Raw genomic sequence first — 19,206 nt, 5'->3', positions numbered from 1 at the left:
ATGATTCGGCCATATAGACGGCCATTTCTTTTGCTTGCTTATTTTTGTTGCAACGCACTATAGTCGAGACTCCCCCTTGTTTCGGGAGTGCAGTCGATGGACCAGCCACGCGCGCAGGGTTTGTACGACCCACGGCACGAACACGATGCCTGTGGCGTGGGTTTCGTGGCGCACATCAAGGGGCGCAAGAGTCACCGGATCATCGAGCAGGGGTTGCTGATCCTGCGCAACCTGGACCATCGCGGCGCAGTCGGCGCCGACCCGCTGATGGGCGACGGCGCGGGCATCCTGATCCAGCTTCCCGACCAGCTCTATCGGGAGGAAATGGCGCGGCAGGGCGTCCAGCTGCCGCCACCGGGCGAATACGGCGTGGGCATGATCTTCCTGCCGAAGGAGCACGCCTCGCGACGCGCCTGCGAGCAGGAACTGGAGCGCACGGTGCGCGCCGAGGGCCAGCTGGTGCTGGGCTGGCGCGACGTGCGCGTGGATGGCGAAATGCCGATGTCGCCCGCGGTGAAGGCGAGCGAGCCGGTGATCCGCCAGCTGTTCATCGGCCGCGGCCCGGACGTGATGGTGCCCGATTCGCTGGAGCGCAAGCTCTACGTGATCCGCAAGACCTCCAGCCATGCGATCCGCGCACTGAAGCTCAAGCACGGCCGCGAATACTTCGTACCCTCGATGTCGACCCGCACCGTGGTCTACAAGGGCCTGCTGCTAGCCGATCAGGTCGGCATCTACTATCCCGATCTCGCCGATCCGCGCGCGGTATCGGCACTGGCGCTGGTGCACCAGCGTTTCTCCACCAACACATTTCCCGCGTGGGAGCTGGCCCACCCCTATCGCATGGTCGCGCACAACGGCGAGATCAACACGGTCAAGGGCAACGTCAACTGGCTGAATGCGCGCACCGGAGCGATCTCCTCGCCGGTGCTCGGCGACGACCTGGCCAAACTGTGGCCGTTGATCTATCCGGGCCAGTCCGACACCGCCTCGTTCGACAACTGCCTGGAACTGCTGACGATGGCGGGCTACCCGCTGTCGCACGCGATGATGATGATGATTCCCGAGGCATGGGAACGTCACACCCTGATGGACGCCAACCGCCACGCTTTCTACGAATACCACGCGGCGATGATGGAGCCGTGGGACGGCCCGGCAGCGATCGCCTTCACCGACGGCCGCCAGGTCGGCGCCACGCTGGATCGCAACGGCCTGCGCCCGGCGCGCTACCTCATCACCGACGACGACCTGGTGATCCTCGCCTCCGAGGCCGGCGTGCTCGCCGTGCCCGAGCCGCGCATCGTGAAGAAGTGGCGGCTGCAGCCAGGCCGCATGCTGCTGATCGACATGGAAGCGGGGCGCATCATCGACGACAAGGAGGTGAAGGACCAGCTGGCCAATGCGCGGCCGTACAAGCAGTGGATCGAGCACATCCGCATCCGCCTGGACGACCTGCCGGTCGGCCACGTCGAGCCGCCCGCGGGCGAGCAGCTGGTGCAACGCCAGCGCATGTTCGGCTACACGCTGGAAGACCTCAAATTCCAGCTGCTGCCGATGGCGCACGACGGCCAGGAGGCGATCGGCTCGATGGGCAACGACGCGGCGCTGGCGGTGCTGTCCGAGCAGAACAAGTCGCTGTACCAGTACTTCCGCCAGCTGTTCGCCCAGGTCACCAACCCGGCGATCGACCCGATTCGTGAGCAGCTGGTGATGTCGCTGGTTTCCTTCATCGGCCCGAAACCGAACCTGCTGGACATCAACAACGTCAATCCGCCGCTGCGACTGGAGGTGGCCCAGCCGATCCTCGACGTCGCCGACATGGCGAAGATCCGCAAGATCGGCCGCTACTCCAAGGGCAAGTTCCGCAGCTTCGAGCTGGACATCACCTACCCGGCGGCGTGGGGCAAGCAGGGCATCGAGGCCCGGCTGGCCTCGCTGTGCGCGCAGGCGATCGACGCGATCGGCCAGGGCCACAACATCCTGATCGTGTCGGATCGCCACGCGGGCCGCGAGCGGGTGGCGATCCCGGCGCTGCTGGCCACCTCGGCGGTCCACCAGCACCTGGTCGGCCGCGGCCTGCGCACCAGCACCGGCCTGGTGGTGGAGACCGGCTCGGCGCGCGAAGTGCACCACTTCGCCCTGCTCGCCGGCTACGGCGCCGAGGCGATCCACCCGTACCTGGCGATGGAGACGCTGGCCCGCCATGCGGCCGACAGCGGCGCGATCGCCGCGGAGCAGGCGATCGCGCACTACATCAAGGCGATCGGCAAGGGGCTGCAGAAGGTGCTGTCCAAGATGGGCATCTCCACCTACATGTCCTACACCGGCGCGCAGATTTTCGAAGCGGTGGGGCTGAACAGCGAACTGGTGGAAACGTACTTCAGCGGCACCGCCAGCACGATCGAGGGCATCGGCCTGTTCGAGCTGGCCGCCGAGGCGCTGCGCCAGCACGAGGCGGCCTGGGCCGACGACGCAGGTCAGGCACTCGATGGCGGCGGCGAATACGCCTGGCGAGCCGATGGCGAAGCCCATCTGTGGACGCCCGATTCCATCGCCAAGCTGCAGCACGCCACCCGCGCCAACAGTGCGACGACCTATGCGGAATATGCGCGACTGATCAACGACCAGACGCGCCGCCAGCTGACCTTGCGCGGGCTGTTCGAATTCCGCATCGATCCGGCGGCCGCGGTCGCGCTGGACGAGGTGGAGCCGGCGGCGGAGATCGTCAAGCGCTTCGCCACCGGCGCGATGTCGCTGGGTTCGATTTCCACCGAGGCGCACGCCACGCTGGCGGTGGCGATGAACCGCATCGGCGGCAAGTCCAACACCGGCGAAGGCGGCGAAGACGAGGCGCGCTACCGCGACGAGGCGCGCGGCATCGCCATCGGCGAGGGCGCAACGCTGGGCAGCATCCTCGGCGCCGATCGCATCGAGAGCGACCTCACTCTCGAACCCGGCGATTCACTGCGCTCGCGCATCAAGCAGGTGGCCTCGGGCCGCTTCGGCGTCACCGCGGCGTACCTGGTCTCGGCCGACCAGATCCAGATCAAGATCTCGCAAGGCGCCAAGCCCGGCGAGGGTGGCCAGTTGCCGGGCCACAAGGTGTCCGACTACATCGCGCAACTTCGCTTCTCGGTGCCCGGCGTGGGCCTGATCTCGCCGCCGCCGCACCACGACATCTACTCGATCGAGGATCTGGCCCAGCTGATCCACGACCTCAAGAGCTGCAACCCGCAGGCGTCGATCTCGGTGAAGCTGGTGTCCGAAGTCGGCGTGGGCACGGTCGCGGCGGGCGTGGCCAAGTGCAAGGCCGACCACGTGGTGATCGCCGGCCACGACGGTGGCACCGGCGCCTCGCCGTGGTCGTCCATCAAGCACGCCGGCACGCCGTGGGAACTGGGCCTGGCGGAAACCCAGCAGACGCTGGTGCTGAACCGACTGCGCGGGCGCATCCGGGTGCAGGCGGACGGCCAGATGAAGACCGGCCGCGACGTGGTGGTCGCCGCCCTGCTCGGCGCCGACGAGTTCGGCTTCGCCACTGCGCCACTGGTGGTGGAAGGCTGCATCATGATGCGCAAATGCCACCTCAACACCTGCCCGGTCGGCGTGGCCACGCAGGATCCGGTGCTGCGGCGCAAGTTCGCCGGCAAGCCCGAGCACGTGGTGAACTTCTTCTTCTTCGTCGCCGAGGAAGCGCGCGCGATCATGGCGCAGCTCGGCATCCGCCGCTTCGACGAACTGGTCGGGCGCGCCGACCTGCTCGACGTGCGCCAGGGCATCGCGCACTGGAAGGCGCGCGGGCTCGACTTCAGCCGCGTGTTCCACCGCCCGGCGGTGCCTGCCGACGTGGCCTGGCGCCACGTCGACGAGCAGGACCACGGCCTCGCGCGCGCGCTGGACCACGCGCTGATCGACAAGGCGCGCGCCGCGCTGGAGCAGGGCGAGCGCTGCAGCTTCATCGTGGCGATCCGCAACACCGATCGTTCGGTCGGCGCGATGCTGTCGGGTGCGCTGGCGCGGCGGCACGGCCACGCCGGCCTGCCGGAGGACAGCATCCACGTGCAACTCGATGGCGTGGCCGGGCAGAGTTTCGGCGCGTTCCTGGCGCGCGGCATCACCTTCGACCTGGTCGGCGAGGCGAACGATTACGTGGGCAAGGGGCTGTCCGGCGGCCGCATCATCGTGCGTTCGCCGAACGATTTCCACGGCTTCGGGCCCGAACACATCATCGCCGGCAACACGGTGCTGTACGGCGCCACCGGCGGCGAGGCGTTCTTCAACGGCGTCGCCGGCGAGCGCTTCGCCGTGCGCAACTCCGGTGCCACCGCGGTGGTGGAAGGCGTCGGCGACCACGGCTGCGAATACATGACCGGCGGCACCGTGGTGGTGCTGGGCGAAACCGGGCGCAACTTCGCCGCCGGCATGTCCGGTGGCGTGGCCTATCTGTACGACCCGGACGTGCAGTTCCAGGCGCGCTGCAATCTCGCGATGGTGGCGCTCGAGCCGCTGCTCTCCACGGTCGAGCAGGAACTGCGCGTGCCGCGCGAACTCTGGCACGCGCCGGTGCGCGGAGCCCCCGGCGAGACCGACGAGGCGATCCTGCGGCGTCTGCTGGAAAGCCATTTCCGCGCCACCGGCAGCTTCCGCGCCAAGGCGATCCTGCACGACTGGATCAACGCGCGCACGCACTTCGTCAAGGTGATGCCGCACGAGTACCGGCGCGCACTGGGCGAAGCCGGCCGGGCGGCGACGGCGCCCGGCACACGAGCCATCACGGCCTGAGCGGCCCGGGGAGACAACGATCATGGGCAAGATCACCGGCTTTCTAGACTACCCGCGCGTGCCGGAACCCGGCGAGGCGCCCAATCTGCGCAAGCGCCACTGGCGCGAGTTCACCCCGCAGCTGGACGACGCCGGCGCGGCGATCCAGGCCGCGCGCTGCATGGATTGCGGCATCCCGTTCTGCCACCAGGGCTGCCCGGTCAACAACGTGATCCCGGACTTCAACGACCTGGTCTATCGGCAGGACTGGCAGCGCGCGATCGAGGTGCTGCATTCGACCAACAACTTCCCCGAGTTCACCGGCCGCATCTGCCCGGCCCCGTGCGAGGCGGCGTGCACGCTGAACATCAACAGCGATGCGGTGGGCATCAAGTCGATCGAGCACAAGATCATCGACAAGGCATGGGAGGAAGGCTGGGTGCGCCCGCAGCCACCCGCGCGGCGCACGGGCTGGAGCGTGGCCGTGGTAGGTTCCGGCCCGGCCGGCCTGGCCGCGGCACAGCAGCTCGCGCGTGCGGGCCACGCGGTCACCGTGTTCGAGAAGAACGACCGCGTCGGCGGGCTCCTGCGCTACGGCATCCCCGATTTCAAGTTGCAGAAGGAGCATATCGACCGCCGCCTCGATCAGATGCGCGTCGAGGGCGTGCAGTTTCGCCCTGGCGTGTATGTCGGCAACGCCGCCGACGCGAAGGACGGGCAGCTCGCGCTGACGCCGGCGCAGTTGCAGCAGGACTTCGACGCGGTGGTGCTGGCCGGCGGCGCCGAGACCCCGCGCGACCTGCCGCTGCCGGGCCGCCAACTGGACGGCGTGCACTTCGCGATGGACTTCCTGCCGCTGCAGAACCGCGTACTGGCCGGCGACGCGCTGGCGTCGCAGATCCTTGCCACCGACAAGCAGGTGGTGGTGATCGGCGGCGGCGACACCGGCTCGGACTGCGTGGGCACCTCCAACCGCCAGGGCGCCGCGGCGATCACCCAGTTCGAACTGCTGCCGCAGCCGCCGGCGCAGGAGAACAAGCCGCTGACCTGGCCGTACTGGCCGATTCGGCTGCGCACCTCCAGTTCGCACGAGGAGGGTTGCCGGCGCGACTGGGCGGTAGCCACCAAACGTTTCAACGACGACGGCAAGGGCCGCGTGCGCAGCCTGACCGCGGTGCGGCTGCAATGGCACGAGGGCCGCATGAGCGAGGTGCCGGACAGCGAGTTCGAGATCGAGGCGGACCTGGTCCTGCTGGCGATGGGTTTCGTGTCGCCTGCGCAAGCCGTGCTCGATGCCTTCGGCGTGGACAAGGACGCGCGCGGCAATGCGGCGGCGAAGGTCGACGGCGGCGCCGCCTACCGCACCAGCGTCGACAAGGTGTTCGCCGCCGGCGACATGCGCCGTGGCCAGTCGCTGGTGGTGTGGGCGATCCGGGAAGGCCGCCAGTGCGCGCAGGCGGTGGACGAGTTCCTGATGGGCACGTCGCGCCTGCCGCGTTGACACAAGCGCCGTCGCGTCGCTTGTACCGCGACGCGACGGGCCGCACCATGAGCGGGATGACCGACACGCTCCCGCCCCTTCCCGCCGCCGCTGCCGCGCAACTGGACGACCAGACGGTGCACGTCTGGCATCTCGGCTACCGCCGCGCACCCGGTCGTCTGCCGTTGTTGCGGATACTGGCCGCATATCTCGGCGTTGACGCCGACGAGCTGCAGCTCACGCAGGACGCGCATGGACGGCCGCGGCTCGATCCGCGCCACGGCACGGCACTGGATTTCAACTGGTCGCACAGCGGTGACCATGCGCTGGTGGCGATCGCCCGTGGCATCGCGCCGGGCGTCGACGTCGAGCGCCGGCGAGCCCGACCGCGTGCGCTGGCGCTGGCCCGGCGCTTCTTCGACGCGGCAGAGACGGCGGCGCTGGCGGCGTTGCCCGTGGACGCGCGCGACGACGCATTCCTGACGCTATGGACGGCCAAGGAAGCGCTGCTCAAGGCGCATGGACGCGGCATCGGCTACGGACTGCAGCGGCTGCGCGTGGCGGCGCCGCCGCAACCATTGCAGCTGCTGCGCTTCGACGGCGAAGATGTCGGCGCCTGGCAACTGCAGCGGCTCGACCTCGCGCCGGAACTGGTCGCCGCGCTGGCCTGGCGCGGGTCGCCGCGCAAGGTGCGCGCGGCGACACTGCTTGCCGACATCGAATGATCGGCGCACTGTCACCCGTCGGCATGGCGTGCTGCCGGGCCAGCCAGCCGATTCTTCCCGCCCCGGAGTGGTTTCCGCGATGACCCTGCTCAGCGTCAACCTCAACAAGATCGCCGTCCTGCGCAACTCGCGCGGCGGCCGCAGCCCCGACATCTGCCATGCCGCGCAGACCTGCATCGAGGCCGGTTGCGGCGGCATCACCGTGCATCCGCGCCCGGACCAGCGCCATGTGCGGCCCGATGACGTCCGTGCGCTGGCCGCGATGCTGCGCGGGCGGGTCGAGTACAACATCGAGGGCAACCCGTTCGCGGGTCCGCGCGGCGATTACCCCGGCCTGATCGAACTCGCGCGCCTGGTCCGCCCGACCCAGGTAACCCTGGTGCCGGACAGCGACGGCCAGATCACCTCGGACCATGGCTTCAACCTGCGCCAGGAAACCACCCGCCTGAGGCCGCTGGTCGATGAGCTGAATGCATTGGGCTGCCGGGTCAGCCTGTTCGTCGACGCGGGCAGCGGCGATTTCGAGCTGGCCGCGGCCATCGGCGTACAGCGCATCGAGATCTACACCGGCCCGTATGCGGAGGCCTTCGCCGAAGGCGACCCCGCGGCGGCGCTGGCGGCATGTGCCGACACCGCCCGCCGCGCCCAGCAGGCCGGCCTGGCGGTCAACGCCGGACATGATCTCAGCCAGGCCAACCTCGGCACCTTCAAGGCCGCGATCCCCGGCCTCGCCGAGGTCTCGATCGGCCACGCCCTGATCGGCGAGGCCCTGTACGAAGGGCTGGCCACCACCGTGCGCCACTACCTGCAGATCCTGCGCTGAGCCGTGGCGGACGTGCCCGGCAAGCGCTTCACGCGAGCGACCCGTCGCTCAAGCGGGCACCTCCCGCGGCATGGCGCGGTGCCGAGCTCTGAAAACAAAAGCCCCGCCGAAGCGGGGCTCTTGCCTGGATCGTTTTGCGCCGAGCTCAGCGTGCTTCGTTGAAGCCGATCTTCACCAGGTTGTAGCTCTTGGCGTCGGCCAGCACCCGCGCCACATACTCGTAGGCCACGTGGTCATCGGCGGCGATCTGGATCTCCGGCTGGTTCGGCAGCGACTGCTGGCCGATCACCGCCAGCTGCGCCTTCAGGCCCAGCTCGTCGACCGGCGTACCATTCCAGTAGAACGCGCCACTCTGATCGATCTTCAGATTGATCGGGCTGGGCGGATTGGAGGGCGGGATCACATCCTTGTTCGGCTGCGGCAGATCGACCTCGATCTTGTGCGCCAGGATCGGTGCCGTGATCATGAAGATGATCAGCAGCACGAGCAACACGTCGACCAACGGCGTGACGTTGATCTCCGCCATCGCACCGCCGCTGCTTTTGGTTGAAATCGCCATCTCGAATTATCCCTTCGGTGCGTCGGTGGTCATGAAGGCGACATGCACCATGCCCGAACCCTTCGCATCGCTGATGATCTTCTTCACCACCATGAACTGCACTTCGCGATCGGCACGGATCTGCAGCTGGGGCTGCGGCGTGAGCTGCGCTTCCACCAGCAGCTTGGCGCGCAGTTCCGCATCGGTCACCGGCTGATCGTTGAGGTACAGACTGCCATCGACCTTGATCGCCAGGTCGATCGGCGGCGTCTTCGGATCAGGCGTCTTGGCATTCGGGTTGGCGATGGGCAAATCGATCGTGACCGAGTGCGACATCAGGGGAGCCGTGATCATGAAGATGATCAGCAGCACCAACATCACGTCGACCAGCGGCGTGACGTTGATCTCCGACATCGGGCCCGTGGAATCACCACCTAGGCTTACGGCCATGGGTCAATCCCTCACTTCGTGCTTTCGATGCGCGAACCGGTTGCAAAGAAGTCATGCAGGTCGTTCGCGAACTCGTCGAAGCGGGCGTAGACCACGCGGTTCGAGCGGTTGAAGAAGTTGTACGCGAACAGCGCCGGGATGGCCGCGAACAGACCGAAGGCGGTCATGATCAGCGCCTCACCCACCGGACCGGCCACCGCGTTCATCGAGGCGTTGCCGGTGGCGGCGATGCCGATCAGGGCGTGGTAGATGCCCCACACGGTACCGAGCAGACCGACGAACGGCGCGGCCGAGCCCACCGTGGCGAGCAGGGTCATGCCGCCTTCCAGACGCATGCTCTCGCGAGCCACGGCCTGGCGCAGGGCGCGGTCGATGAACTCCGAGCGGCTCAGCGATTCCGCCAGGCGACCGGCGGTGCCGGTAGTGCTCTGCTGGTGGTGCGCCATTGCCGAAGCGGCTTCCAGCGCGATCTTGGAGAACGGCTCGCTCTTGGGCTGCGCTTCCAGCTCACGGATGGCGTCCTGGGTCGAGCCATTGCCCCAGAAACCGTCGATGACCTTGTCCGCCCGTGCCTTCACGGTGGCATTGCGAATGCCGTTGGCGATGATGAAGTACCAGGACAGGAACGACATCGCGACCAGGGTCACGAAGACCACCCAGCCGAGCCAGTCGAAGTTCTGCATCAGGTTCTCGAAGCCCATCTGTTTCATGGCTTCGGCGTTGGTATTGCCGGTTGCAGCAGGAGTCTGAAGGAACATAACGCTACCCTAGAAAAGTCAAGCGTGAACTGTGACCGTAATCGACTGTCGCCCGATTACGGCGGGTTGAAGTGGTTATCTCTAGCCACTGAGATTGAAGTTGATGGGGACACGAGCATAGCCCTCCACTTTCTTGCCGGCCTTCACCTCTGGATTGAACTTCCAGTGGCGCATGACCCAGTCCTTGGCCGCTCGATCCAGCTCGCGATAGCCGCTGGATTTCTCCACCTCGACGGACTTTGGCGATCCGTCCAGGCCAACCAGGATCAACAGGACCACCGTGCCCTCATGGCGCTGACGGGCGGCCATCGGCGGATACGGCGGACTCGGACGGGTGCCGTAGCTCAGGTCCGAACCGGCCGCGATATCCGGTGGCGGCGCCGGCGGCGCGGGAGGTGCCGGTGGCGGCGCCTGCACGGCATTGGCGGAAACCTCGGTCACCGGAGGCGGCGGCGTCGGCGGCGGCGGGGTCGGCGGCGGATTGACCTGCTGGATGATCTTCGGCGGCGGCTGCTTCGGCGGCTCCGGCGGCGGCGGCGGTGGCGGCGGCGGCGGCGGTGGCGGCTCGATGAAGCTGACCTGGACGATCTTTTCCTTTTCCTTGTGGTTTTGATTGGGCGGCGCCATCGGCGCCACGATCAGCAGGAAGGCAAATGCGTGCAGCCCGATGGCCACGGCCAATGCCCAGGTCCGCTTCCAACTAAAACGCCCGGTTTCTTCGTTACTAGAGGCCATCTGTCACTATCTGGAAGCTGATCAATCGGGGGATCGCATCGCCGCAGTGACCTGTCGGGAGCCGTCTGGTTGGACCTGACGGAACCCGCCACGGGTTTGCTGAAGCAATGCGCAGTGAAAGGTTTTCAACGTTACAACACGCCATGGCTTTTGTATAGCGCTGGCGGGGCGTGAAATGGACGTCCACGCTCGCCAGCGCTGCGCCGGATGGCTACTTGCCTGCAGCTCCCAGTTTCTTGAGCAATTCGTTGGCCCGGTCGGCGCTTTCCGGTTGCTGCGCGGCCTTCTTCAATGCGGCGACGCGCGCAGCCTTGTTGTTCAGCCCCCGCTCGCACTCGGCCAGCACCAGGTAGGCGTTGCCCATGTGCTTCACGCCCTTGCTGATGGCCTGGTTGACCATCGTCTTGGCCTTGGCGTAATGGTTGTTGGTCAGTTCGATGTTGGCGATCTGCAGCGCGGGCTCGCCGTCGGTGGCCAGCGGCAGCGCCTTCTGCAACGCCTGCGTGGCCGCCGGGATGTCGCCGGCCACGTAGTCGGCCTTGCCCAGCAGCACGTAGTTCTCCGCGCTGGGCTGCATGATCTGCTTGCTCATGCCTTCCTTGATGACGGCGACCGCCTTGTCCGCCATCGGCTTGGGCTCTTCGCTGGACAGCGCCTGGTTGTAGTACAGCGAAGCCAGCAGCACGTAGTCCGCTTCGTTGCCGAGCAGGCCCTTGGCACGGGCATCTTCCATGACCTTGATCGCCTCGGGGTATTTCCCCGCCTGCTGGAGTGCCTGGATGGCGGCCTCGACGACCTTCGGGTCATCCGGATGCGCGGCGAGGTTGTCCTGCGCCATCTGCACCAGCTGGTCGTTCTGCCCGCTGGCGGCATAGCTTGCCATCAGGATCTGGTCCCACTGCGGTTCGGGCTTGTCGGTCAGCGATTTGGCCTTCTTTACGGCCGCGATGGCTTCCGGGTACTTCTCCAGACGATACAGGTCGTTGCTTTCGACGGCATACGATTCGGCAGTTTCCTTCTTGCCCTCGGCACGCCACTTCTTGAGGGTGTCCAGCGAGGCCTGGTACTGGCCGTCGGCTTGCTGCGCGACAGCCATCATGTACTGCATGGCGAAGTAGTCGTCGTTTGGCAGCACGCCGTTGTCCAGGGCGCGTTGCAGCAGGCCGATCGCGGCCTTGAAGTCCTGCGCGTTGTACTTGAGCACGGCCAGCCCGCGCAGCGCCATGGCCTGGGCGTACTTGCTCTTGCTGTCGTCGAGCAGCTTCTGCAGGGTCGCCTCGGCCGTGGCGGCATCGCCCTTGTTGAGGGCATCGAAACCTTCCTGCAGCTGCTTCTGGTCCTGCGTCTTGGTGAGGTCGAGCTTCGGCGCGGTGCGCGTACTGTCGGGGTACTCGCTCGTCTGCTTGGACTTGTCGTCGTGCTGCTTCCGGGCCCATGCCGGGCTGGCGAGCAGACCAAGCAGCAAGGCCCCGGTGGCCAGCAGAGTGAAGCTTCGAAGCTGTTTCATGGGGTTCCTCATCGCAAGGCCGGTACGTGTCGACGCAAACAGGCGGGTCTTGCAGCGTAACCCTATCCGGGCCCGGATAACAAGTTGCGCTGCGGCATAAAAGATCTTTTCAGATCAACAGGTTAGACACAAACTAAAGTATCGCCGAAGGCCGCGCGCCCAGCCTTGCTCAGCGGCGGTCGGCGATCACCGGCTGCCGGCGCCTGCCACGTCACGGCCGGCGCCGGTGGTGCCTCGTCAGATATCCAAGTTGGCAACCTTGAGCGCGTTGGCCTCGATGAAATCGCGCCGCGGCTCGACCGCCTCGCCCATCAGCATGGAGAACATCTGGTCGGCGACGATCGCATCCTCGATGCCGACCTGCAGCATGCGGCGGGTTTCCGGGTTGACCGTGGTATCCCACAGCTGCTCCGGGTTCATTTCGCCCAGGCCCTTGAAGCGCTGGATGCTGCGCCCCTTCTTGGCCTCCTCCAGCAACCAGTTGCGGGCGTCGACGAAGCGGAGGATGCCGCGCGAAGCATTGCCCCGGCGCACCACTGCATCGGGCTGGACCAGGCCGGCGATCTGCTGGCTGATCGCCAGGATCGGACGGAACTCGGCGCTGCCGAAGAACGGCTGCGGCAGGAACCAGGTGTGGCTGAGCCCATGCTGCTCGCGGATCACCTCGATGGCCGCCGGCTGCGCCGCGCCGGCGGCGTCGGCGTGTGCCGGTCGCAGGCGCAACGTGTAATGCGGCTTGCCCAGCCCGCTCGCGCTGAGCTTGAGCGTCACGGCGTCCAGCCAACCCTGCATGGCCTCGGCATCGGCCCACAGCGCCGGCACCAGCGGCGGATGCTCCAGCATCGCGGTGAGCACCGCGGGGTCGAAGCGATGTGCCAGTCGGGCGATCTGGTCCAGCGCGCTCTGGTAGCCGCGCAGCAGCTTTTCCAGCGCCTCGCCGGTGATGGGCGGCGCCTCGGGGCTGTACTCCAGCGCAGCGTTGTCCACCGCGCTGGAGATCAGGTAGTCGTTCAGCGCAGTGTCGTCCTTGATGTACAGCTCCTGCTTGCCCTGCTTCACCTTGTACAGCGGGGGCAGGCCGATGTAGATGTGGCCGCGCTCGATCAGCTCGGGCATCTGGCGGTAGAAGAAGGTCAGCAGCAGGGTGCGGATGTGCGAGCCGTCGACGTCGGCATCGGTCATCAGGATGATGCGGTGATAGCGCAGTTTGTCGGGGTTGTACTCGTCCTTGCCGATGCCGGTGCCGAGCGCGGTGATCAGGGTGCCTACCTCGGCCGAGGCGAGCATGCGGTCGAAGCGCGCCTTCTCGACGTTGAGGATCTTGCCCTTGAGCGGCAGCACCGCCTGGGTCCTGCGATTGCGGCCCTGCTTGGCCGAACCGCCGGCGGAGTCACCCTCGACCAGGAACAGTTCGCACAGCGCCGGATCCTTCTCCTGGCAGTCGGCCAGCTTGCCGGGCAGGCCGGCGATGTCCAGCGCGCCCTTGCGCCGGGTCATCTCGCGCGCCTTGCGGGCGGCTTCGCGGGCACGGGCGGCGTCGACCACCTTGGAGGCGATCGCCTTGGCTTCGTTCGGGTGCTCCAGCAGGAATTCGCCAAGCTTCTCGTTGACGACCTGCTCCACCACCGTCTTGACCTCGGAGGAGACCAGCTTGTCCTTGGTCTGCGAGGAGAACTTCGGATCGGGCACCTTGACCGACAGTACCGCGATCATGCCCTCGCGCATGTCGTCGCCGGACAGGGCGACCTTGGCGTTCTTGGCCAGGCCTTCCTTCTCGATGTAGTTCTGCAGCGAGCGGGTCAGCGCGGCGCGGAAGCCGGTGAGGTGGGTGCCGCCGTCGCGCTGCGGGATGTTGTTGGTGAAGCAGAACATCGTCTCGTTGTACGAGTCGGTCCACTGCATCGCCACCTCCACCACGATGCCGTCCTGCTCTGCGGTCAGGCTGATCACGTTCGGGTGCAGCGGGGTCTTCATCTGGGACAGGTGCTGCACGAAGGAGCGGATGCCGCCCTCGTACGCAAACGTGTCCGAGCGCCCTTCCCCGCGCTCGTCTTTCAGCTCGATGGTGACGCCGGAGTTGAGGAAGGCCAGCTCGCGCAGGCGCTTGGCGAGGATCTCGTAGTGGAAGTCGATGTTGCTGGTGAAGGTGGCCGGGCTGGGCAGAAAACGAACGGCAGTGCCGCGCTTGTCCGACGGGCCGACCTCCTTCAGCGGGAACAGCGGCTCGCCGAGCGAGTATTCCTGCAGGTATTCATGGCCGTCGCGGTGGATGGTCAGCCACAGGTGGTCGCTGAGCGCGTTCACCACGGAAACGCCCACGCCGTGCAGGCCGCCGGAAACCTTGTAGGAGTTGGCGTCGAACTTGCCGCCGGCATGCAGCACCGTCATCACCACCTCGGCGGTGGAGCGGTGCTCCTCCGGGTGCATGTCGACCGGGATGCCACGACCGTTGTCGGCGACGCTGACCGAACCATCCTCGTGGATCATGACCACAACCCTGTCGCAGTAGCCGGCCAGGGCTTCGTCGATCGAGTTGTCGACGACCTCGAACACCATGTGGTGCAGGCCGGTGCCGTCATCGGTATCGCCGATGTACATGCCGGGGCGCTTGCGCACCGCCTCGAGGCCCTTGAGTACCTTGATGTTGCTCGAATCGTAGTGGGATTCGTTGAGGGGTTCGTTCATGCGGAGGTCGTTTCCTGGCGCCAGCGACCCGGCCCGACGCGGCGCCGTGATCGGCCGGGCAAGGGTTATGCAACCTGCGAAAGGTGCAACCCTTCGATTATAGCAGGCGCGCTATCTGGCCTTGTTCCACGTGGAACACGCGTGCGGAGGTCGCCTGCAACGCCGGCGGCAATTCGGTGCCGGTCAGCAGCACCTGGGCGTGGACGTCCTGCAGTTCGGCCACCACAGCCGCTTGGTGCGACTGGTCCAGCTCGGAGGCAAGGTCGTCCAGGCACACCACCGGCCAGTCGCCATGTTCCTGTGCATACAGGGTAGCTTGCGCCAATACGCAGGCCAGCGCAGCGAGCTTCTCCTGGCCGCGCGACAGGTGCTCGCGCAGCGGGGCCCGTTCGAAAGAAAGCGTCCAATCGGCGCGGTGTGGACCCAGGCTGGTGTGCCCCCGCGCCTGATCCCGGCCGCGCTGCGTCGCCAGCTGATCGGCAAGCGGCAGCTCGTCCGACCAGCCACGGCGGTAGCGCAGTTCCATCGCACCCAACTCCGGCAGCAAGGCCGCCATGCTGACTTCGAGGCAAGGTCGCAAGCGGTCCAGGTAAGCGCGGCGCTGCAAGTCGATGCGTTCTGCGGCCTGCGAAAGCTCCCGTTCCCACGGTTCGCACAGGTCATCCGACGGCGTCACTCCCGCGCGCAGCAAGCTGTTGCGCTGCTTCAGCGCGCGCTGGCAGCGCCGCCACAGCGCCAGGAAATCCTGTTCCACGTGGAACACGCCCCAATCGAGATAGCGCCGACGCTCCTCGGCCGGGCCGGCGATCAGCGCGTGTGAGCCAGGCTCGAAGCAGACCACCGCGCAGGCTTGCACCAGCTCGCCGATCGACGCGGCCTCGCCGTTGATACGCGCCTCCCAGCGCGTGCCCGAACGCCCCAGCCCCAAGCGTTCGACATCAGACTCATCGCGGTGGCGCACCTCGGCAAATAAGGCCAGTTGCGCCATGCCCCGCTGCACCAGCGCCTCGCGCGCGCCGGAACGAAACGAGCGTGCGTGCGAAAGCAGAAAAGCGGCCTCCAGCACGCTGGTCTTGCCGGCACCGTTGTCGCCGATGAACACGTTGATTGCCGGGTCCAGCGCCAGGCTGACATCGGTCAGGCAGCGCAAGCCGCAGATACGCAACTGTTCCAGCCTCATGCGGACCGACACCCCAGACGACAACGCCGGGGCTCCCTGCGGAGACCCCGGCGCTGCTGGTGACGACGCCTGATCGCAACGACCACGAGAGCCGCGTCAGAGCCGCAGCGGCATGATCACATGGCGCGCCTGCTCGTTGTCGTGCTCCTGCACCAGGCAACTGGACTGCGCATCGCGCAGGCTCAAGCGCGCCTTGTCGCCGCGCAGGGCCGCGAGGGCATCGAGCAGGTAACCCACGTTGAAGCCCACCGCCAGGTCGGAGACATGGGTGTCGGCCTCGACCTCCTCCACGGCTTCTTCCTGTTCCGGGTTGTGCGCCACGATGCGCAGCTTGCCTGGCGACAGTTCGAGCCGCACGCCGCGGTATTTCTCGTTCGACAGGATCGCTGCGCGCTGCAGCGCCCCCCGCAGAACTTCGCGGTCCAGCGTGGCGGTCTTGTCCGCACCCAGCGGAATCACCGCCTCGTAATCCGGGAAGCGACCGTCGATCAGCTTCGACGTGAAGGTGACATTGCCTCGGCGCACGCGCAGATGGTTGCGGCCGAACTCCAGCTCCACCTCGCCGTCACCGCCTTCCAGCAGGCCGATCAGCTCGTTGACGCCCTTGCGCGGGATGATGATCTGGCGGCGGGTGCTCACCGAGCTCTGCAGCTCCGTCTGCTTCATCGCCAGGCGATGGCCGTCGGTGGCCACGCAGCGCAGGCTGTGTTCCTGCAGGTCCAGCAGCATGCCGTTGAGGTAGTAGCGCACGTCCTGGTTGGCCATGGCGAACGCCGTGCGCTCCATCAGGTCGCGCAGCACCTCCTCCGGCAGGTTGACCTTCTCGACCACCTCGATCTGGTCCACCGTGGGAAATTCGCTGGCCGGCAGCGTGGTCAGCGTGAACCGGCTGCGTCCGGCGTGCAGTGCCACGCGGTCACCGTTCAACTTCAGCTCGATATGGGCGCCGTCGGGCAATGCGCGCACGATGTCGAACAGCTTTCGGGCCGGGATGGTGATCTCGCCGTCGGCGAGCTTCTCCGCCTCGGTGACCGCGATCATCTCGACTTCCAGGTCGGTACCGGTAAGCGAGACCTGACCGTCTGCCACCTTGAACAGCAAGTTGGCCAGTACCGGCAGCGTCTGGCGCCGTTCGACCACACCCACTACCTGTTGCAGCGGCTTGAGCAGAGCTTCACGTTGGATGCTGAATTGCATGGTGGGCTTCCCTTTACCTGCTGTTCTTTCTTTTGAAAAGAAGTGTAGTGGCTGTTGTTGTACTTGTGGAGAACCGGTTTTTGTTGGTTTTTGTCAGCAAAATCAACTTGTTACGGTCTATTTGCGGTGTGCAGTGGGGGCCGGCCAGGCAGTGCATGACTTGTGGATAACCTGGCAGGTCCATTCATCCACCCATTATCCACAGCTTGGCCCCAACTTGCCCCGCATTCTCGCGCATTCCCGGCGCGCAGGCCCGCCCGCGCGCGCGTCAACCGGTGAGCGTGCGGATCAACTGTTCCCAGTCCTGGCGCATGCGCACGTCGGTTTCGAGGAACTTGCGGATCGTCTTGCAGGCGTGCATCACCGTGGTGTGGTCACGCCCGCCGAACGCCTCGCCGATCTCGGGCAGGCTGTGCTCGGTCAGTTCCTTGGACAAGGTCATCGCGATCTGCCGCGGCCGCGCCAGCGAGCGCACGCGCCGCTTGGAGAGCAGGTCCTGCAGGCGCACGTTGAAGTATTCGGCGGTGATCTTCTGGATGTTGGCGATAGTGACCGCCTGGGCGTGCGTGGCCAGCAGGTCGCGCAGGGTCTCCTCGGCAAAATCGGTGGTGATGGGCCGCCCGTAGAAGTTGGCACGCGCCGCCAGCGTGTTGAGCGCGCCTTCCAGGTCGCGCACGTTGGAGCGGATGCGCTTGGCCAGCAGCATCGCCACGCTCTCGTCCATGGCTACGCTCTTGTCGTGTGCCTTGGACAGCAAAATTGCCGCGCGCGTCTCGAAATCCGGCGGTTCGATCGCCACGCTCAGGCCCCAGCCCAGGCGCGACTTCAGGCGCGGCTCCAGCTTGTCCACTTCCTTGGGATAACGGTCGCAGGTGAGGATGATCTGCTGCTTGGACTCGAACAACGCGTTGAAGGTGTGGAAGAATTCCTCCTGCGTGGTGTCCTTGCCCGCGAAGAACTGGATGTCGTCGATCAGCAGCGCGTCGACCGAACGGAAGCGGCGCTTGAACTCGTCCATGCTCTTGGCGCGCAAGGCTTCGATCATCGAGCCGACGAACTGCTCCGAGTTCAGGCACATCACCTTGCAACCCGGGTTGCGCTCCAGCATCAGGTTGCCGGCGGCGTGCATCAGGTGGGTCTTGCCCAAGCCGGTGCCGCCATACAGCAGCAGCGGGTTGTACGCGCGCCCCGGATTGGTGGCCACCTGCATCGCGGCGGCCTTGCCGAGCTGGTTGGACTTGCCCTCGACGAAGGTTTCGAAGGTGTAATGCGGGTCGAGATTGTGGTGGAACGCCTGCGTCGCCGCCGCAGGGGCGGGCCGGGTGGGCGTGGCTGCTGCCGATTTGACCGGCTCCGCCCGACGTACACTGGAACCCACCTCCAGCCGCACCGGCATGGCGCGGCCAGCCAGCTGCCCCAGTACCTGCTCGATTTGCGCCAGGTAGCGCTGGCGCACCGTGTCCAGCGTGTAGGAGTTGGGGGCGAACAGCTGCAAGCCGTCGGCATCGTCACGCGCCTGCAGCGGCATCAGCCAGGTGTGCAGGTCTTCGGCGCTCAGATCGCCTTCCAGACGCTCAAGGCAGCGCCGCCACAGATCACTCATGAATTCGATCAACCACGACTTGGGGCGCTTGCGCGCAGGGTGATGGGCTAGTCTAGCAGCAGCCCCCGCGGTGCCGGACCGGCACCGTCGCCGCGTCGCGCAAGGCGCGAGCTGGCGCGATTTGACAGCCGCGGCCCCAACCGGACATACTCTCCAACCTTTTACTCACATTCCCTTCGGAGCAACCCATGAAGCGGACCTTCCAGCCCAGCAAGCTCAAGCGCGCCCGTACCCACGGTTTTCGCGCACGCATGGCCACCGCCGACGGCCGCAAGGTGATCAACGCCCGTCGCGCCAAGGGCCGCAAGCGCCTGATCCCGTAATCGGGCGCGGCGTGATGTCCAGCGCCGGTCTGCCGCGCGAGGCGCGGCTGCGTCGGCCCGGTGAATTCGCCGCCTTGCGAAACAGCAGCGGACGCGCAGGCGGCCGCTGTTTTCATTTGCGCTATCGCGACAACGAGCTGGGCGGCGCGCGGCTGGGCCTGGCCATTTCCAAGCGGGTGTCCAAGCGCGCAGTGGAGCGCAACCGGATCAAGCGTCTGGTGCGCGAGTCGTTCCGGCGCGTGCGCCACCGCCTTCCCGCGATCGACCTGATGGTGATGGCGCGCGAACAGGCCGCCGGCGTGCCCGGGCCGGAGTTGCTGGGCGAGCTGGAAGCCCTGTGGCAAAAGCTGCCGGCCCGCGCGGCTGACCCGGCCGAACCATTGAAGCGAATCGACGGTCCCCCCACAATCGAGCGCTGACCTTTTTCCAAGCTTCCGCGGC

At 66.6% G+C, this 19,206-nt stretch carries 15 protein-coding genes; 6 read left to right on the top strand and 9 right to left on the bottom strand.

Annotated elements, in window-relative coordinates:
• Positions 1–96: 96 nt before the first annotated feature.
• From ACVCMG_RS10570 to ACVCMG_RS10555, 4 genes are all read left to right on the top strand, one after another.
• The gene (locus ACVCMG_RS10570; RefSeq protein ID WP_447114082.1) at positions 97–4,782 is read left to right on the top strand and encodes a glutamate synthase-related protein; all 4,686 of its coding nucleotides are present in this window, start codon (positions 97–99) and stop codon (positions 4,780–4,782) included.
• Between the two features lie 22 nt (positions 4,783–4,804).
• Positions 4,805–6,262, top strand: coding sequence for a glutamate synthase subunit beta (locus ACVCMG_RS10565; RefSeq protein ID WP_447114081.1), 1,458 nt, complete (start codon positions 4,805–4,807; stop codon positions 6,260–6,262).
• Between the two features lie 56 nt (positions 6,263–6,318).
• Positions 6,319–6,966 carry a 4'-phosphopantetheinyl transferase superfamily protein gene (locus ACVCMG_RS10560; RefSeq protein ID WP_447114080.1) on the top strand — a complete coding sequence of 216 codons (648 nt, stop codon included), beginning with the start codon at positions 6,319–6,321 and terminating at the stop codon, positions 6,964–6,966.
• 79 nt (positions 6,967–7,045) lie between these two features.
• Positions 7,046–7,789 (top strand): pyridoxine 5'-phosphate synthase, encoded by a 744-nt coding sequence (locus ACVCMG_RS10555; protein ID WP_395120756.1) that lies wholly within the window; start codon positions 7,046–7,048, stop codon positions 7,787–7,789.
• Between the two features lie 145 nt (positions 7,790–7,934).
• On the opposite strand, the gene ACVCMG_RS10550 is transcribed toward ACVCMG_RS10555, so the two are convergent.
• The 9 genes from ACVCMG_RS10550 to dnaA all read right to left on the bottom strand — a co-directional run bounded on the left by ACVCMG_RS10550 (position 7,935) and on the right by dnaA (position 18,442).
• Positions 7,935–8,348 carry an ExbD/TolR family protein gene (locus ACVCMG_RS10550; RefSeq protein ID WP_395120757.1) on the bottom strand — a complete coding sequence of 138 codons (414 nt, stop codon included), beginning with the start codon at positions 8,346–8,348 and terminating at the stop codon, positions 7,935–7,937.
• Positions 8,349–8,354: 6 nt separating this feature from the next.
• Positions 8,355–8,777: an ExbD/TolR family protein gene (locus ACVCMG_RS10545; protein WP_395120758.1), complete on the bottom strand. Its 423-nt coding sequence runs from the start codon at positions 8,775–8,777 to the stop codon at positions 8,355–8,357.
• Between the two features lie 11 nt (positions 8,778–8,788).
• The gene (locus tag ACVCMG_RS10540) at positions 8,789–9,535 is read right to left on the bottom strand and encodes a MotA/TolQ/ExbB proton channel family protein (RefSeq protein ID WP_395120759.1); all 747 of its coding nucleotides are present in this window, start codon (positions 9,533–9,535) and stop codon (positions 8,789–8,791) included.
• 81 nt (positions 9,536–9,616) lie between these two features.
• Positions 9,617–10,270 (bottom strand): energy transducer TonB, encoded by a 654-nt coding sequence (locus ACVCMG_RS10535; protein WP_395120760.1) that lies wholly within the window; start codon positions 10,268–10,270, stop codon positions 9,617–9,619.
• A 211-nt stretch (positions 10,271–10,481) separates the two neighbouring features.
• A complete protein-coding gene (locus tag ACVCMG_RS10530) occupies positions 10,482–11,777 on the bottom strand; it encodes a tetratricopeptide repeat protein (RefSeq protein ID WP_447114079.1) in 1,296 nt (431 codons plus the stop codon).
• Between the two features lie 237 nt (positions 11,778–12,014).
• Entirely contained in the window at positions 12,015–14,462 is a 2,448-nt protein-coding gene (gene gyrB, locus ACVCMG_RS10525; RefSeq protein ID WP_395120762.1) for a DNA topoisomerase (ATP-hydrolyzing) subunit B, read from the bottom strand.
• Positions 14,463–14,559: 97 nt separating this feature from the next.
• Positions 14,560–15,642, bottom strand: coding sequence for a DNA replication/repair protein RecF (recF, locus tag ACVCMG_RS10520; protein WP_447114078.1), 1,083 nt, complete (start codon positions 15,640–15,642; stop codon positions 14,560–14,562).
• A 96-nt stretch (positions 15,643–15,738) separates the two neighbouring features.
• Positions 15,739–16,839, bottom strand: coding sequence for a DNA polymerase III subunit beta (dnaN, locus tag ACVCMG_RS10515; protein WP_395120764.1), 1,101 nt, complete (start codon positions 16,837–16,839; stop codon positions 15,739–15,741).
• Between the two features lie 268 nt (positions 16,840–17,107).
• Positions 17,108–18,442 carry a chromosomal replication initiator protein DnaA gene (gene dnaA, locus ACVCMG_RS10510; protein WP_447114077.1) on the bottom strand — a complete coding sequence of 445 codons (1,335 nt, stop codon included), beginning with the start codon at positions 18,440–18,442 and terminating at the stop codon, positions 17,108–17,110.
• 188 nt (positions 18,443–18,630) lie between these two features.
• Here dnaA and rpmH point away from each other — a divergent pair, with 188 nt between their 5' ends.
• Both rpmH and rnpA read left to right on the top strand, forming a co-directional pair.
• Complete coding sequence (gene rpmH, locus ACVCMG_RS10505) at positions 18,631–18,765, top strand: 50S ribosomal protein L34 (protein WP_007809828.1); 135 nt, start codon at positions 18,631–18,633, stop codon at positions 18,763–18,765.
• A 14-nt stretch (positions 18,766–18,779) separates the two neighbouring features.
• Positions 18,780–19,184, top strand: a complete 405-nt coding sequence (rnpA, locus tag ACVCMG_RS10500; RefSeq protein ID WP_395120766.1) for a ribonuclease P protein component — start codon at positions 18,780–18,782, stop codon at positions 19,182–19,184.
• Positions 19,185–19,206: the final 22 nt, after the last annotated feature.

This window comes from Rhodanobacter sp. UC4451_H18 (assembly GCF_052978225.1).
This window is presented reverse-complemented; position numbering and strand designations above follow the sequence as displayed.